Source organism: Sphingobium sp. DN12, assembly GCF_051058005.1.
Classification (GTDB): Bacteria; Pseudomonadota; Alphaproteobacteria; order Sphingomonadales; family Sphingomonadaceae; genus Sphingobium; species Sphingobium yanoikuyae.
The window spans coordinates 3,325,393-3,339,919 of the sequence record NZ_CP173717.1 but is presented as its reverse complement, the minus strand read 5'-3'; the positions used below and the strand labels follow the sequence as shown (position 1 = coordinate 3,339,919).

Sequence of the window (14,527 nt, the reverse complement as noted above, 5' to 3'; positions counted from 1 at the left end):
AAGGGGAAGCGTCGTATCGTCGGGATGACGCGGTCTTTGGCGGACGCCTAGACGTCGCTCATCCCGGCCGCCTCGCGATCGTCCGCGCCCAGCGCGACGAATTGCGCGATCAGCCAGGATGCGGCGGGGCCGGGCGGGGTGTCGCGGCGCCAGATGCCGGAAAAGCGATAGGTGCCGCCGGGATGATCGGGCATGGCGAGCCGCACCAATGTGCCCGCGACCAGATCCGCCTCGATCATCGGCAGTGGCATATTGCCCCAGCCAATCCCTTCGCGCAGCAGCGCATGCTTGGCGCCCAGGTCGGCGAGGCGCCAGGTCTTGGGGCTGGCGACCGAGAAATCGCGGCCTTCGGTAAAGCGCGACCGATCGGTCAGCACCAGCTGGGTATAGTCGCGACCGGCGCCCGGCGCGATCGCCTCCATCCGGCCGAGCGGATGATCGGGCGCGGCGACCGGGACCATCGGCACCAGCCCGGCGGACATGCTCTCAATCCCCTCGACCCCGGCCGACAGCGGCCCGGAAATGCCGATCACCGCGCCCCGATCCAGCACCATCGCCACGATCGCGCCCAGCGCCTCGGCATGGAGGCGCAACTGCACCGTGGGAAATTCCTTCGCGAAGGCGCGCAGCACCTTGCCCAGCCGTTCGGCCGGCAACATCACGTCGACCGCCAGATTGACCTCCGCCTCCAGCCCGTCGAGCAGGCCCTTCACCTTGGCGCGCAGGCCATCCATGCCATGGGCGATGTTGCGTGCCTCCGCCAGCAGCGCGCGGCCGGCGATGGTCAGCTGCGGCTTGCGGGTGCCTTCACGCTCGAACAACAGCACGCCTAGCTGCGCCTCCAGATTGGCGATGCCATAGCTGATGACCGACACGGCGCGATTGAGCTTGCGCCCGGCGGCGGCGAAACTGCCGGTGTCGACGATGGTGAGGAAGATGCGCAGCTGGTCGAAGGTCGGGGTACCGGGATTGTTCACTGTTCGATTTCCTGGAACGTTTCGATGGATTTTATCCATCTGAACGGAAATGCGTTCAAGCACTAATTGGGTCTTCGACAGGGCGGCCCCATCATGGATGCGCCGCCCGCAGGAGACACAAGATGATCGAACTTCGTCCTTTCGACAGCCTGGGTGGTGCCAATCATGGCTGGCTGGATGCCAAGCATCATTTCTCGTTCGCCGGCTATCATGATCCCGCCCGCGTCCATTGGGGCAATCTGCGCGTCTGGAATGACGACACGATCGCGCCGGGCACCGGTTTTCCGCCGCACCCGCACCGCGACATGGAAATCATCACCTATGTCCGCGAAGGCGCGATCACCCATCAGGACAATTTGGGCAACAAGGGCCGGACCGAGGCGGGCGATGTGCAGGTCATGTCGGCTGGCACCGGCATCACCCATTCGGAATATAATCGCGAGGATGTGACGACACAGATCTTCCAGATCTGGATCATCCCGACCCGCGACGGCGAAGCGCCCAGTTGGGGCTCGCGTCCCTTCCCCAAGGGCGAGCGCAGCGGCCAGTTCGTGACGCTGGCGTCGGGTTACGGGAATGACAATGACGCGCTGCCGATCCGCACCGATGCGCGGGTTGTCGCCGCGACGCTGAAGGCGGGCGAGAGCGCCGAATATCCGATCGGCAAGGATCGCAAAGCCTATCTGGTCCCGGCCACCGGTGCGATCCAGATCGACGATGTGCGGGCCAATGCCCGTGACGGCGTGGCGATCCAGGATCTGGATGTCATCCGCGTGACGGCGATCGAGGATAGCGAGATCGTGCTGGTCGATGCGGCCTGACGATAAAAAGGGAAGGGGCGCGGGTCATGCGCCCCTTCTTTTCCAGAATATAGAACAGAGTGGCCGATTTTATCCGGCTGATCCTGAAAGCATGATCGCGCTAGAAGGAAGCCAACGAAACGGTCCAGACGAACAGGGAGCCTTCTCATGCTGAACATCGCCACCCCGCGCCTCAGCTCCGCCGAATGGCAGGACGTGAAGGCCACCTTGAGCGCCGTTGCCGATTGCGGCTGTGGCGAACCGGCAGCGGCCGGCCCGGTCCGCTCGCGGATCGGCCATGCGCTCGACGCGATCCTGGGACCGAAAAAGGCCCAGCCGGTCACGCTCGCCCCGCATCTGCATAATGTCCGCGAATTTCTCTGCGAATCCGGCCGCACCCGCGCGATTGCCGAACGCCATGTCCCCACACTCGCTGTGCAGGGCTATAGCCGCGCCCAGATCGAGGCGCTGGCGCTGCTCGGCGCCTGACCCCATTTTCCGAAAAGAGGATAAGTCCCATGTCCATCCGCACTTCAGAAGTCGACGGCGTCGATCTGGTCATCCTGCCCCCGGTCCGCGATCTGGGCGATGGCTTCTCGGTCCGCCGCGCGCTGCCGTCCGCGCATCGCCGCATGGTCGGCCCCTTCATCTTCTTCGACCAGATGGGCGAGGCGACCTTCAACAGCGGCGAGGGGCTGGACGTGCGGCCGCACCCGCATATCGGCCTCGCCACCGTCACCTATCTGCTGGAGGGTGAAATCCTGCACCGCGACAGCGTCGGATCGGTCCAGTCGATCCGCCCCGGCGAGGTCAACTGGATGACCGCCGGCAGCGGCATCGTCCATAGCGAGCGTACCAGCAAGGAAAATCGCGCCAAGGGCGGCAAGCTGTTCGGCCTGCAGACCTGGGTCGCGCTGCCGACGCAGGCGGAGGAAGTCGATCCCGGTTTTGCGCATCACAAGGCTGACGAAATCCCGACGATCGAGGATGCAGGCACGCGCCTGACCCTGATCGCCGGCAGTTCCGACGGTCTGGTGTCGCCGGTGAAGACCTTCTCCGACATGGTCTATGCCGATATCGCGCTGCAGGACGGCGCCCGCTATCAGCTCAAGGCCGAGCATGTCGAACGCGCCATCTATGTGGTGCAGGGTGAGGTCGAGGTGGTCGGCCAGACCGGCGGCTTTGCGAGCGGTGAACTGGTGGTGTTCAAGCCCGGCGCAGAGATCATCCTGCGCGCCAGAGGCGCGCCCCGGCTGATGCTGATGGGCGGTGAGCCGCTGCCCGAAAAGCGCCATATCTTCTGGAATTTCGTCTCTTCCTCGCCCGATCGGATCGAGCAGGCCAAGGCCGACTGGCAGGCCCAGCGCTTCGCCCCGGTGCCCGACGAGCATGAATTCATCCCCCTCCCGGCATAAGGAGCAGCATCATGGCCCAGGGTAGCGCCCATATCGGCAAGGACTGGTATCGCACGGAAATCGTCGTCGGCGGTCATGCCATCACCGCCGACGAGCCGGAGGCGCTGGGCGGCGCCAATCTTGGCCCGGCCCCCTATGATCTGCTGCTGGCGGCGCTGGGTGCCTGCACCGCGATCACGCTGCGCATGTATGCGGAAAAGAAGGGCTGGCCGCTGGAATCGCTCGACGTGGCGCTGCGCCTGTCGGGCAAGGAGGAAAAGCGGATCGACCGGACGCTGACGATCGTCGGGCTGGATGCGGAGCAGCGGGCACGGCTGGCTGACGTTGCCGAGCGGACCCCGGTCACGCTGACCTTGAAACAGGGCCTGCCGATCGCGACGATGCTGGCCTGATCGCGTTGGTGGTCAGGTCTGGAGCCTAGCCACGATCGCCCTGGCGGCGCGGGTGACATCGTCCCAGGTGATGTCGAAGCCGGCGTCATTGCCATAATAGGGGTCGGTGACCCCGCTGCCCTCGCGTCCCGGCACCAGATCCATCAGCAGCGACAGGCTGGCGGTGCCGTCGGCGGGGCGGATGCGGCGCAGATTGGCGAGATTGTCGCTGTCGAGCGCGAAGATATGGGTGAAGCGGTGGAAATCCCCCGACTTCGCCTGGCGCCCGCGATAGCCACTGATGTCGATGCCATGGCGCCGCGCCACCCCCTGCGCGCGTGGATCGGGCGCATCGCCGACATGCCAGTCGCCGGTGCCGGCCGAATCCACGACAATATCAAGACCCGCCCGTTCGGCCTCCGCCCGCAGCGCGGCTTCGGCCAGCGGGGAGCGACAGATATTGCCGAGGCAGACGAACAGGACCGACGCCTGCGTCATTCGGCCGCGGCCGTGCTGAGGCCGAGCGCCGGGATGCCGATCGAGCGGCGGCCGCCGAAATCGGTGCGCGCGACGATCACGCCCAGCTTCTCCATATATTCGATCAGCCGGCGGACGCGGCCGGGCGAACTGGTGCCATAGGCGCGGGCCAGCACGGTGTCCTCGGGGCAGGGCTCGCCCTCCATCGCCGCGCGGGCGATCAGCAGGAAGGGCGCCAGCATATCTTCCGGCACCGGATCGGCGGCGCGGATCGGCTCTTCCCAGCGCGGGTCGGCCGAATCGCTCATGCCGGCGAGCGCCATGGCGAAGCGCTTGCGGAATGCGGGCAGGTCGAGCGGCGGCTTGCGCAGCCCCTTCATCCGGCAGCGGACGCCGAAATCCTGGAACAGGGCGGCGACGCTGGGCACGGCTTCGCCCAGGTCCGCGACGATCTCGTCCAGCACGGCGATCACGATCGGCTCATTCTCGCCGAAATCCAGTTCCGGCGCGGCCGGCTTGGCCGACGGCACATCGGCGAGCTGGCGCATGATCTCCTCGGCCGGGCGTGCCGGCGGTTCGGCGCGGGGCGGAGGCGGCGGCATCGATTCTTCCTCGACCCGCGCGAACAGCAATTCCTGAAAATCCTCGCCGGTGGTGATCGGCGGCGGCATCAGCTTGTGCGTGCCGCCGCGCGTGCCGGTCTTTACCGCACCGATCTTCACCGCCACCGGGCGGCGCGCAATCGCCGGGCCAAGCCCCAGGAAGCGGCCACGCTCCAGATCGCGGATCTGCTCGGCCTGGCGCCGTTCCATGCCTAGCAGGTCGGCAGCACGGGCCATGTCGATGTCCAGGAAGGTACGACCCATCAGGAAGTTGGAGGCTTCGGCCGCGACATTCTTGGCCAGCTTGGCCAGGCGTTGGGTGGCGATGACGCCGGCCAGGCCGCGCTTGCGGCCACGACACATCAGGTTGGTCATGGCCGCGAGCGACAGGCGCCGGGCCTCGTCCGACACATCGCCGGCGGCGACCGGGGCGAACATCTGCGCCTCGTCCACCACCACCAAAGCGGGATACCAATGGTCGCGCGGTGCATCGAACAGGGTCGACAGGAAGGTCGCGGCGCAGCGCATCTGCGCTTCCAGCTCCAGCGACTCGAGGCTCAGCACCACCGACGCGCGATGTTCGCGGATGCGGGCCGCCATCTTGACGATCTCGCGCTCATTATAATCGCCGGCATCGATGACGACATGGCCATATTCGTCGGCCAGGGTGACGAAATCGCCTTCCGGGTCGATCACCACCTGCTGCACCATCGGCGCGCTTTCCTCCAGCAGGCGGCGCAGAAGATGCGACTTGCCCGACCCGGAATTGCCCTGGACGAGCAGACGGGTGGCAAGCAGTTCCTCGACATCGACCAGCACGGGATTGCCCGTGCCGTCATTTCCTATGCTGATGCTGGCGGTCACGAACGTCCTTTGGCCCAGCCTGTGGCCTGCGCGCAACCCGTATTGGCGACTTTGCCAGCGTTGGCCGCGTAATATCTTGACCATCGCATTGTTGCGATGCAGCATCGATCCATCATGGAGAGCATAAACCCCGCCCAATCCGCGCCTGCGATCACGCAGAATCCCGACATCCGTTATCTGGGACGCCTGCTGGGCGATGTCATTCGGGCCTATGGCGGGGAGAAACTCTACAAGCAGACCGAATATATCCGCTCCGCCTCGGTCGACCGCGCGCGCGGGCTGCAGGGCGCGGACCTGACCGACACGGGCCTGGATGCCCTCAATCTCGACGACACGCTCAACTTCACCCGCGGCTTCATGCTGTTCTCGATGCTCGCCAATCTGGCCGAGGATCGACAGGGGGTGGCGGCGGAACCTGGCGCCGATGTCGCATCGGCGGTCGCCAGGCTCGAATCGCATGGCATCGGCAAGGATGCGGTGCTGGAATTGCTGTCGCACAGCCTGATCGTGCCGGTGCTGACTGCCCACCCGACCGAGGTGCGGCGCAAGAGCATGATCGATCACAAGAATCGCATCGCCGACCTGATGCAGCTCAAGGATGCCGGACGGACCGAGACGGATGATGGCGAGAATCTGGACGAGGCGATCTTCCGCCAGATCGCGCTGTTGTGGCAGACGCGGCCGCTGCGCCGCGAGAAATTGTTCGTGCAGGACGAGATCGACAATGTCCTGACCTATTTCCGCGACATCTTCCTGCCGACGCTGCCGGCGCTCTATGGCCGGTGGGAACGGGTGCTGGGCGCGCGGCCGCACAGTTTCCTGCGGGTCGGCAACTGGATTGGCGGCGACCGCGACGGCAACCCGTTCGTCCAGGCGCCGCAGTTGCGATCGGCGCTGGGCCGTGGCTGCGAGGCGGCGCTCGCTTATTATATGGAATCGATCCATGCGCTGGGCGCGGAATTGTCGGTCTCGACCGAACTCGCCCATGTGCCCGAAGCGGTGCTGGCGCTGGCGGAGGCGAGCGGCGACGCATCGCCCAGCCGGCAGGACGAGCCCTATCGCCGGGCTATTTCGGGCATCTATGCGCGACTGGTGACCACCTATGTCCATCTGGTCGGCAAGGCGCCGCCGCGCCCGTCGGCGCTGAAGGGCGAGCCTTACGCCGCGCCGGGCGATTTCCGCCGCGACCTCGTCACCGTGGCGCAGGGGCTGGCGAGCGAGGGCGATGGCGCGCTGTCGACCGGCGGCGCGCTCGGCCGGCTGATCCGCGCGGTCGAAACCTTCGGCTTCCATCTCGCCACCCTCGACATGCGGCAGAATAGCGATGTGCATCAGCGCGTCGTCGCCGAACTGCTGAAGGTTGCGGGGGTCGAGGCGGATTATGCCGGGCTGGACGAATTTGCCCGCATCGCCCTGCTGCGCAAGGAACTGGCGACCAACCGGCCGCTCGGCACGCGCTTTTCGGAATATTCCGAGGAAACGGCGTCGGAGCTGGCGATCGTCCATGCCGCCGCCGAGGCGCACCGCACCTATGGGCCGCAGTGCATCACTCATTATATCATTTCCAAGGCCGAAAGCGTGTCCGACATGCTGGAGGTCAATATCCTGCTGAAGGAAGCAGGGCTGTGGCGCGCGCCGGAAAATGGCGACCCGGCCAAGGCGGCGATCATGTCGATCCCGCTGTTCGAGACGATCGGCGACCTTGAGGCCGCGCCCAAGATCATGACCGCCTATTTCGGCCTGCCCGAAATTGCCGGGGTGGTGCAGGCGCGCGGCCATCAGGAAGTGATGATCGGCTATTCCGACAGCAACAAGGATGGCGGCTACATCACCTCGACCTGGAGCCTCTACAAGGCGAGCCAGGCGTTGGAGCCGGTCTTTGCCGAGGCCGGGGCGGCGATGCAGCTGTTCCATGGTCGCGGCGGCGCGGTCGGGCGCGGTGGCGGCTCCGCCTTCAAGGCGATCCAGGCGCAGCCGCGCGGCAGCGTGCAGGGGCGCATCCGCATCACCGAACAGGGCGAGGTGATCGCCGCCAAGTTCGGTACGCGCGACGTGGCGATGACCAATTTGGAGGCGATGACCAGCGCGACGTTGCTCGCCAGCCTGGAACCCGAAGGCGTGTCGGCGAAGGATGCCGCCCGCTTTGCCGCAGCAATGGATGAACTGTCGAAGAACGCCTTCACCGCCTATCGCGACCTGGTTTACGGCACGGAGGGGTTCAAGGAATTCTTCCGCCAGCTCACCCCGATCCAGGAAATCTCCGGCCTCAAGATCGGGTCGCGTCCGGCGAGCCGGACCAAGAGCACCGCGATCGAGGATCTGCGCGCCATTCCCTGGGTGTTCAGCTGGGCGCAGGCGCGGGTGATGCTGCCGGGCTGGTATGGTTTCGGCCATGCGATCGCCGCGTTCGAGGACAAGGCGCTGCTGGCAGACATGGCGCAGCATTGGTCCTTCCTGCAGTCGGCGCTGGCCAATCTGGAGATGGTGCTGGCGAAGTCGGACCTGGGCATTGCGGCGCGATATTTGCCGCTGGTCGAGGATCAGGCCAAGGCGGAAACGCTGTTCGGGCGTATCCGCGAGGGCTGGTCGCTGACCCATGACGGGCTGCTGGCGGCCACCGGCCAGTCGCGCCTGCTGGAACGGAGCCCGACGACCGAGACGTCGATCCGGCTGCGGCTTCCCTATATCGAGCCGCTCAATCTGCTGCAGGTCGAACTGCTCAAGCGCTATCGCGCCGGCGAGGATGATGCCCGGATCAAGGAAGGCATCGAACTGTCGATCAATGCGATCGCGACCGCGCTGCGCAACAGCGGCTGAGTTGGAACGCTACGGAGCGGGTGGGGATGGCCGACCCGCTCTGTAGGATTTGCCGCGCTTAACTTCGCACATTTCCCGCACATTTTGATCGTATCGATCAATTGTGGGAAATCATGTTGCGAGCGGCCAGCCGGTCCATCCCCCTTATAGCATCGCCCTGCTGGGTAGGACAGGCGCGGTCAGGGGAGGAGGGCGACGCGCCAGGTCTCGCCCTCGATCGGGTCGCCGAAGACGGTGTGGACGTCGCTCGACACGCAGACGAAGCCGTGCCGGGCATAGATGCGGCGGGCGGGTTCCAATATCTTGTGCGTCCAGAGCGTGACGGCGCGATAGCCCTTGTCGCGGGCGAATTGCAGGCAGGTGGCGACCAGCGCGTCGCCGATTCCGCGCCGCCGCGCAAAAGGCTCGACATGGAGCAGGCGCAGCCGGGCAAGACCGTCGCCCTCGTCGGTCAGGAATATCGCGCCGGCCATGACCCCGTCGATCTCCGCGATCCAGCATTGTTCGCGATCCGGCTTGAAGTCGCGCAGGAAGGCGGCGACGGTTTCGGCCTCCAGCGTTTCGAGCGGCCGGCCCCAGCCATGGCTGGCGGCGTAGAGGATCGACTGGCGGGTGACGACCTGGCTGACCTCGCCGGTGCGGAAGGGGCGAATGGTGAAGGGGCCGCCGCTGGCGGGATCGAGCAACAGCCGCGCGCGGGTGAGCGCCTGGAGCAGATCCTGCTGCTCGACGCTGTCGAGCCGGTCCAGATCCTGGGCGACGACGGCGCGCTGGCGGCTGTCGATCTGGTCGAAGGCGGCGCGGCCGGCGGTGGTCAGGCGGATCGGCCGGGCGCGGGCGTCGGCCGCTTCCTGGTCGCGGACGATCCAGTCCTTCTTCTCGAAGCGCGAGATCATGCGGCTCAAATAGCCGCGATCCAGGTCCAGTTCGGCCTGGAGCGTGCTGGCCAGCACCGGTTCCAGCCGGGCAATCTCGAACAGCAGCCGCGCCTCGGGTAGGTTGGCGTCGCTGTCGAGGAAGCGCGCGTCGATCGCCCCCACATGGCGGGTGAAGAAGCGGTTGAAGGTGCGGATGGTTGCAATGGCCTGTTCCATGCCGACGCTTCAGCATGGATTGTTGACGCAGTCAACTATATTGGAACAGGCGAATGCGGGACGGCCGCAGTCCATGGCCGTCCCGCACCCCAGATCCCTTTATGGAAAGGGATGAAGGCTGGACGGGCGGGCCGATCAATGGCCGGCCCACCCGTTCATGCGATCAATATTTGACGACGACGCCGGCCATCGGGCGGATCGAATGGAAATTGCCGGTCGTGTCGGCCTGGACGCGCAGGCGGACATTGCTGCGCTCGGCCGAGCTGCCAAGGTCGGCGGGCGACAGTTCCAGGCCCGCACCATAGGTCATGCCATGATAGTCGCGGCTATCCTTGCCCAGCGCGTCGAAATTGGTCCACTGATAGCCGACCTTGCCGAAGAACATGCTGTCCTTGCCGGCCTTCACGCCGACGCGGCCGGCCGCGCCATATTCCCAGTCGATGTCGCCGCTGACGCCCTTGGACACGGTGCCTTCGACGCCCAGCACGAGCGGGCCGGCGACATTATAGTTCACGCCCGCGACGCCTTCGACCATGCGGCCCTTGTAGCCGACGGGGGGAATGCCCTCCTTGCTGGTCTCGCTGTCATAATTATGCACGCCCGCCATCACGCCGACATAGGGTTCGATGCGGCGGGTGGAGCTGCTGTCTTCCTGCGCCATGGCGGCGGCAGGCAACAGGGTGGCGGCAGCAACTGCCGTGAAAAGCAGTGTCTTCATGGGGGTGACCCTTTATCTGTTTCTGAAAATTAGGCCGGGGTGTGGACCCGCCGGCATGTCCCGTGCGCTGCAAGCGTCTGCGAGGACATGGGGCATCAATGGTCGGGGCCGGCGGAAGGTTTCCTGAACGAAATGCGAAATATTGCCCGGGCCATGATTATGTGTTGGAAACGACACGGTTTCTGTCAGGGGGATGAACGAAAGTCGCTTTTTCTGAACCGCAGATAAATGCCCGATCTTGAACCGCTTTTCATTCACCACCAATTCAACCGCGCGGCGTTAACCGGGGTCATGAAGCATATGAGGAGACAGGCAATGACGCGGACCGGATCACGATTCCTGGCTGCGCTTGGTCTCGCGAGCGCGATGGCCCTGGGGGGCTGCGCCTATGATGACGGCTATGGCTATGGCGGCGTGAGCGTCGGCACCGGCTATTATGGCGGTGGCGGCTATTATGGCGACGGCTATTACGGGCCCGGCTATAATTATGCGCCTGGCTATTATGGCGGCTGGTACAACGACTTTTATTATCCGGGACGCGGCTATTATGTCTATGACCGCGCCGGGGCGCGGCATCGCTGGAATGACAGCCAGCGCCGCTACTGGGAAGCGCGCCGCAAGGACCGGCCGGGCAATGGTCGGCCCGGTGACGGCAGGCCCGGTTATGGGCGACCCGGTGACGGACGTCCGGGGGATGGTCGGCCGGGCTGGGATCGTCCCGGTGACGGGCGCCCCGATGGCAATCGGCCGGGGGATGGACGCCCTGGCGGTCGCCCCGGCTGGAATGGCGGCGATGGTCGGCCCAATGACGGCAATTGGAGCCGTCCGCGTCCGCCGCGCGGCAATGACACGCCCGGCCGCGGGCGTCCCGGCGCCAGCGGCGGCGACCAGCGCTATGTGCCGCAGCCCGGCCAGCGCCCGCCCCAGGCGGCGCGCCCGCCGCGTGACATGGGCGGGAGCGCCCGTCCGGCGCCGCGCATGCGGTCGGACGCCGGGACAAGAGGCAGTGGGCGCGATCCGGTTCGGACCCGGCCCCAATAATGCGGGAGACGTTCATGAGGGGGATGGCTGGCATGAGGGGGATGGCTGGCGCCGCGTTGTTGCTGGGTCTGACGAGTCTGGCCGCCTGTGACGGGCGGGAGGAAAGCGCGATCGACAATCTGGCCAATGGCGCCAATGCCAGCCAGGTCGAGAATAATGTCCGGGCCGAGGCGCAGGCGCTGATGGAGCCGCTGGCGCCGCCGGCGCCCGGCACGCCCGGCGGGCTGCCGGTCGAACCGGCGCCGGCCGAGGAAGGCGCGATCGACCCCGACAGCGCGCAGGGCGCGGCGCAGGTGGTGCAGGGCTATTATGGCCTGCTGGAGGAAAAGCGCTTCAGCGACGCGCAGGATCTGTGGAACGACAAGAGCGCGATCGGCGCGCAGGATGATGCGCATTTTGCCGCGCGCTTCCGTGGCTTCAGCGAGATCCATGCCAATATCGGCAGCCCGGCCGAGATCGAGGGCGCGGCCGGATCAAGCTTCGTGACGGTGCCGGTGCAGGTCTATGGCCGGCTGAAGGCGAACGGCAAGCCCTGGTATCGGCTGCGCCAGGTGGTGTTGCGCCGGGTCGATGCGGTGCCGGGCGCGAGCGAGGCGGACCGGCGCTGGCATATCGAATCGATCGGCGCCTATGTCGCGCCGCCGGCGGACGAGGCGGAGAATGCGACCCAGACCGCGCAGCTGATTTCCGCGACCGACGGCATGGCCCGGAAACACTGACCCGGAAACGCAGACACCGGCGCGGCGGGGCCGCACCGGTGTCGGGGCTTGGCCTGCCGCCAGTCCCGTCGCGGGGCTGGCAGCGGCCGGAAGGAGAATGTCGCTTAGGCGACGGTCGCCTTGACGATCTTGCCCGGAGTCTTGGGCGGCTCGCCCTTGGGCAGCGCGTCGACATGTTCCATGCCCGAGGTGACTTCGCCCCAGACGGTATACTGGCCGTCGAGGAAGGTGGCGTCGTCGAAGCAGATGAAGAACTGGCTGTTGGCGCTGTTCGGGTTCATCGCGCGGGCCATCGAGCACACGCCGCGGACATGCGGTTCGCGGCTGAATTCGGCCTTGATGTCGGGCAGCTTGGAACCGCCCATGCCGGTGCCGGTCGGATCGCCGCCCTGCGCCATGAAGCCGGGGATGACGCGGTGGAAGACCACGCCGTCATAGAAGCCGTCCTTGGCAAGGGTGGTGATGCGTTCGACATGGCCGGGCGCCAGATCGGGGCGCAGCTTGATCACGACGTCGCCGCCGCTGTCGAGGGAAAGGGTAAGGGTTTCGTCGGCCATGAAAGATCCTCTCATTGGGGAAGGCGTTGATCGCCTCATATAGAGGCTTGGGATGGGGATGGAAGCGGCTGTTTGGCAAAGCCTGTCCCATCTGTTGCCAAAGCGCGTCCAACCCCATTGCAATTATATTGTGCATCGGCGAAAGCATCGAAATGTTACAGGAACCGGACAGTTGCGCGCGCCATGACCGAACGTGGCGATTTGGCCGAGCCGCGGCCGCACGAGGAACTTGCTGACGAGAGTCTGATCTCGGCCGGTATGGAGCAGGCCGAGTCGAGCCTGGACGAGGATGACCGGCTGAAGCCCGAATTCCTGTCCGCCGTGCTGGATGCGGTGGACGAGGGCGATATCGACCATGCGCGCGAACTGGTTTCGCCGCTGCACCCCGCCGACATCGCCGACCTTCTGGAACTGACGCCCGCCGAGCAGCGTGGCGAAGTGGCCGCCGCGCTGGGCGATCTGGTCGGCGCGGAGGTTCTGTCCGAACTCAATGATTATGTGCGCGACGACCTGATCGGCGCGCTGGCGCCCGAACAGGTCGCCGAATTCGCCTCCGAACTCGATACCGACGACGCCGTCGCGATCATCGAGGACATGGAGGAGGCCGACCAGCAGGCGGTGCTGGAGGCGATGGAGCCGGAGGATCGCGCCGCGATCGAGTCCGCGCTGTCCTATCCCGAAGAATCCGCCGGCCGCATGATGCAGCGCGACCTGGTCGCGGTGCCCGAGCATATGACGGTCGGCCAGGTGATCGACTATCTGCGCGACAATGGCGACCTGACCCGCGATTTCTGGGAAATCTTCGTTGTCGATGAAGGGCATAAGCCGATCGGCACCTGTCAGCTGAGCTGGGTGCTGACCTGTCCGCGCGGCATCGCCATGGCCGACCTGATGAAGCGCGAGCAGACGCTGATCCCGGTCGACATGGACCAGGAAGAAGTGGCGCTGCGCTTCCAGAAATATGCGCTGATTTCCGCCGCGGTGGTCGATGGCAGCGGCCGGCTGGTCGGCATGATCACGGTCGACGACATCGTCCACATCATTTCCGAGGAAGCGGGCGAGGATATTCTTCGCCTGTCGGGTGCCGGCGAAGGCGACATCAACGAGCCGGTGATGGACAGCTATCGCGCGCGCGTGCGCTGGCTGCTGACCAATTTGCTGACGGCGCTGGTGGCGTCGACCATCATCGGCATTTTCGAGAATACGATCGAGAAGATGGTGGCGCTCGCCACGCTGATGCCGATCGTCGCGGGCGTGGGCGGCAATGCCGGCAGCCAGACCATGGCGGTGACGGTGCGCGCGCTGGCCACCAACCAGATTACCGGGTCGAACGCCCGCCGCACCATCTTGCGCGAAATACGCGTGGCGCTGCTCAACGGCTGCACCGTGGCGCTGGTGCTGGGGCTGGGCGTGGGGCTGGTGTTCCACAATGTCGCGCTGGGCGGCGTGATAGCCGCGGCGATGATGACCAATATCGTGACGGCCGGGCTGGCGGGCGCGGCGGTGCCGCTGGCGTTCGACCGGATGAACCTCGACCCGGCGGTGGCATCCTCCATCTTCGTCACCATGATCACGGATTCGATGGGCTTCTTCGCTTTTCTGGGGCTGGCGACGGCGGCGGGATTGACCGGCTGAACCGCCGTCCCATCTAGACGCCAATGCCGCTGCACCTGACCAAGATCGCCTTTCAGAGCGAAAGCCCCGCGACCCTCAAGGCCTGGCTGGAAAGCCATGCGGACGAGGCGCGCCTGACCACCCGTTACCTGCCCAAGCGGCTGGAGGAGATGGAGGGCGGATCGCTCTACTGGATTCACGGCCATGCGCTGGTCGGCCGCAGTCCGATCCTGGGATTTCAGGAGACCGGGCAGGGGCGCTACTGGATCCGGCTGGCGCCGCGGCTGATTCCGGTGCGGACGGCGCCCAAGCGCGCGCATCAGGGCTGGCGCTATCTGGAGGACAAGGATGCGCCGCCCGATCTGGGCGGGGGCGAGGCGGACGATCTGGAAGCGATGCCGCCCGCCATGCTGAACGAACTGGCGCGGCTGGGGCTGGTCTGACGCCAGCCCCAGCGCTCG

General features: G+C 66.0%; 15 protein-coding genes. 9 read left to right on the top strand and 6 right to left on the bottom strand.

Annotation, left to right across the window (positions count from 1 at the left end):
- Positions 1-47: 47 nt before the first annotated feature.
- Complete coding sequence (locus tag ACI6S0_RS15660) at positions 48-977, bottom strand: LysR family transcriptional regulator (RefSeq protein ID WP_434403652.1); 930 nt, start codon at positions 975-977, stop codon at positions 48-50.
- 122 nt (positions 978-1,099) lie between these two features.
- On the opposite strand from ACI6S0_RS15660, the gene ACI6S0_RS15655 reads away from it, so the two are divergent.
- From ACI6S0_RS15655 to ACI6S0_RS15640, 4 genes are all read left to right on the top strand, one after another.
- Entirely contained in the window at positions 1,100-1,798 is a 699-nt protein-coding gene (locus ACI6S0_RS15655) for a pirin family protein (RefSeq protein ID WP_004208647.1), read from the top strand.
- Between the two features lie 147 nt (positions 1,799-1,945).
- Positions 1,946-2,266: a hypothetical protein gene (locus ACI6S0_RS15650; RefSeq protein WP_434403651.1), complete on the top strand. Its 321-nt coding sequence runs from the start codon at positions 1,946-1,948 to the stop codon at positions 2,264-2,266.
- 29 nt (positions 2,267-2,295) lie between these two features.
- Positions 2,296-3,192 (top strand): pirin family protein, encoded by an 897-nt coding sequence (locus tag ACI6S0_RS15645; protein WP_434403650.1) that lies wholly within the window; start codon positions 2,296-2,298, stop codon positions 3,190-3,192.
- A gap of 11 nt (positions 3,193-3,203) precedes the next feature.
- A complete protein-coding gene (locus ACI6S0_RS15640) occupies positions 3,204-3,584 on the top strand; it encodes an OsmC family protein (protein ID WP_434403649.1) in 381 nt (126 codons plus the stop codon).
- A gap of 12 nt (positions 3,585-3,596) precedes the next feature.
- Here the strand turns inward: ACI6S0_RS15640 and ACI6S0_RS15635 are convergent, their stop codons facing one another.
- Positions 3,597-4,061, bottom strand: a complete 465-nt coding sequence (locus tag ACI6S0_RS15635) for a low molecular weight protein-tyrosine-phosphatase (RefSeq protein ID WP_434403648.1) — start codon at positions 4,059-4,061, stop codon at positions 3,597-3,599.
- Complete coding sequence (locus tag ACI6S0_RS15630; protein WP_004208642.1) at positions 4,058-5,506, bottom strand: ATP-binding protein; 1,449 nt, start codon at positions 5,504-5,506, stop codon at positions 4,058-4,060. Before ACI6S0_RS15630 ends, ACI6S0_RS15635 begins: the two co-directional genes overlap by 4 nt.
- A 114-nt stretch (positions 5,507-5,620) precedes the next feature.
- Between ACI6S0_RS15630 and ppc the strand changes: the two genes are divergently transcribed.
- Complete coding sequence (ppc, locus tag ACI6S0_RS15625; protein WP_434403647.1) at positions 5,621-8,323, top strand: phosphoenolpyruvate carboxylase; 2,703 nt, start codon at positions 5,621-5,623, stop codon at positions 8,321-8,323.
- 179 nt (positions 8,324-8,502) lie between these two features.
- Here the strand turns inward: ppc and ACI6S0_RS15620 are convergent, their stop codons facing one another.
- Together ACI6S0_RS15620 and ACI6S0_RS15615 are read right to left on the bottom strand one after the other, a co-directional pair.
- Entirely contained in the window at positions 8,503-9,417 is a 915-nt protein-coding gene (locus ACI6S0_RS15620; protein WP_434403646.1) for a bifunctional helix-turn-helix transcriptional regulator/GNAT family N-acetyltransferase, read from the bottom strand.
- 163 nt (positions 9,418-9,580) lie between these two features.
- A complete protein-coding gene (locus ACI6S0_RS15615) occupies positions 9,581-10,135 on the bottom strand; it encodes an outer membrane protein (RefSeq protein WP_004208639.1) in 555 nt (184 codons plus the stop codon).
- Between the two features lie 315 nt (positions 10,136-10,450).
- Between ACI6S0_RS15615 and ACI6S0_RS15610 the strand changes: the two genes are divergently transcribed.
- Positions 10,451-11,176, top strand: coding sequence for a peptidase (locus ACI6S0_RS15610; RefSeq protein WP_097384601.1), 726 nt, complete (start codon positions 10,451-10,453; stop codon positions 11,174-11,176).
- 32 nt (positions 11,177-11,208) lie between these two features.
- Positions 11,209-11,895: a hypothetical protein gene (locus tag ACI6S0_RS15605; RefSeq protein WP_434403645.1), complete on the top strand. Its 687-nt coding sequence runs from the start codon at positions 11,209-11,211 to the stop codon at positions 11,893-11,895.
- A gap of 104 nt (positions 11,896-11,999) precedes the next feature.
- Here the strand turns inward: ACI6S0_RS15605 and ACI6S0_RS15600 are convergent, their stop codons facing one another.
- The gene (locus ACI6S0_RS15600; RefSeq protein WP_004208636.1) at positions 12,000-12,452 is read right to left on the bottom strand and encodes a peptidylprolyl isomerase; all 453 of its coding nucleotides are present in this window, start codon (positions 12,450-12,452) and stop codon (positions 12,000-12,002) included.
- Between the two features lie 183 nt (positions 12,453-12,635).
- On the opposite strand from ACI6S0_RS15600, the gene mgtE reads away from it, so the two are divergent.
- The gene (mgtE, locus tag ACI6S0_RS15595; RefSeq protein ID WP_010339599.1) at positions 12,636-14,087 is read left to right on the top strand and encodes a magnesium transporter; all 1,452 of its coding nucleotides are present in this window, start codon (positions 12,636-12,638) and stop codon (positions 14,085-14,087) included.
- A gap of 23 nt (positions 14,088-14,110) precedes the next feature.
- Positions 14,111-14,509, top strand: coding sequence for a DUF1489 family protein (locus ACI6S0_RS15590; protein WP_010339600.1), 399 nt, complete (start codon positions 14,111-14,113; stop codon positions 14,507-14,509).
- The last annotated feature ends 18 nt before the right edge of the window (positions 14,510-14,527 follow it).

Excerpts from the sequence above, each read along its gene's own strand:
- ACI6S0_RS15655 (WP_004208647.1), top strand. The coding sequence starts at position 1,100 with ATGATCGAACTTCGTCCTTTCGACAGCCTGGGTGGTGCCAATCATGGC.
- ACI6S0_RS15650 (WP_434403651.1), top strand. The coding sequence starts at position 1,946 with ATGCTGAACATCGCCACCCCGCGCCTCAGCTCCGCCGAATGGCAGGAC.
- ACI6S0_RS15645 (WP_434403650.1), top strand. The coding sequence starts at position 2,296 with ATGTCCATCCGCACTTCAGAAGTCGACGGCGTCGATCTGGTCATCCTG.
- ACI6S0_RS15640 (WP_434403649.1), top strand. The coding sequence starts at position 3,204 with ATGGCCCAGGGTAGCGCCCATATCGGCAAGGACTGGTATCGCACGGAA.
- ACI6S0_RS15635 (WP_434403648.1), bottom strand. The coding sequence starts at position 4,061 with ATGACGCAGGCGTCGGTCCTGTTCGTCTGCCTCGGCAATATCTGTCGC.
- ppc (WP_434403647.1), top strand. The coding sequence starts at position 5,621 with ATGGAGAGCATAAACCCCGCCCAATCCGCGCCTGCGATCACGCAGAAT.
- ACI6S0_RS15620 (WP_434403646.1), bottom strand. The coding sequence starts at position 9,417 with ATGGAACAGGCCATTGCAACCATCCGCACCTTCAACCGCTTCTTCACC.
- ACI6S0_RS15615 (WP_004208639.1), bottom strand. The coding sequence starts at position 10,135 with ATGAAGACACTGCTTTTCACGGCAGTTGCTGCCGCCACCCTGTTGCCT.
- ACI6S0_RS15610 (WP_097384601.1), top strand. The coding sequence starts at position 10,451 with ATGACGCGGACCGGATCACGATTCCTGGCTGCGCTTGGTCTCGCGAGC.
- ACI6S0_RS15605 (WP_434403645.1), top strand. The coding sequence starts at position 11,209 with ATGAGGGGGATGGCTGGCGCCGCGTTGTTGCTGGGTCTGACGAGTCTG.
- ACI6S0_RS15600 (WP_004208636.1), bottom strand. The coding sequence starts at position 12,452 with ATGGCCGACGAAACCCTTACCCTTTCCCTCGACAGCGGCGGCGACGTC.
- mgtE (WP_010339599.1), top strand. The coding sequence starts at position 12,636 with ATGACCGAACGTGGCGATTTGGCCGAGCCGCGGCCGCACGAGGAACTT.
- ACI6S0_RS15590 (WP_010339600.1), top strand. The coding sequence starts at position 14,111 with ATGCCGCTGCACCTGACCAAGATCGCCTTTCAGAGCGAAAGCCCCGCG.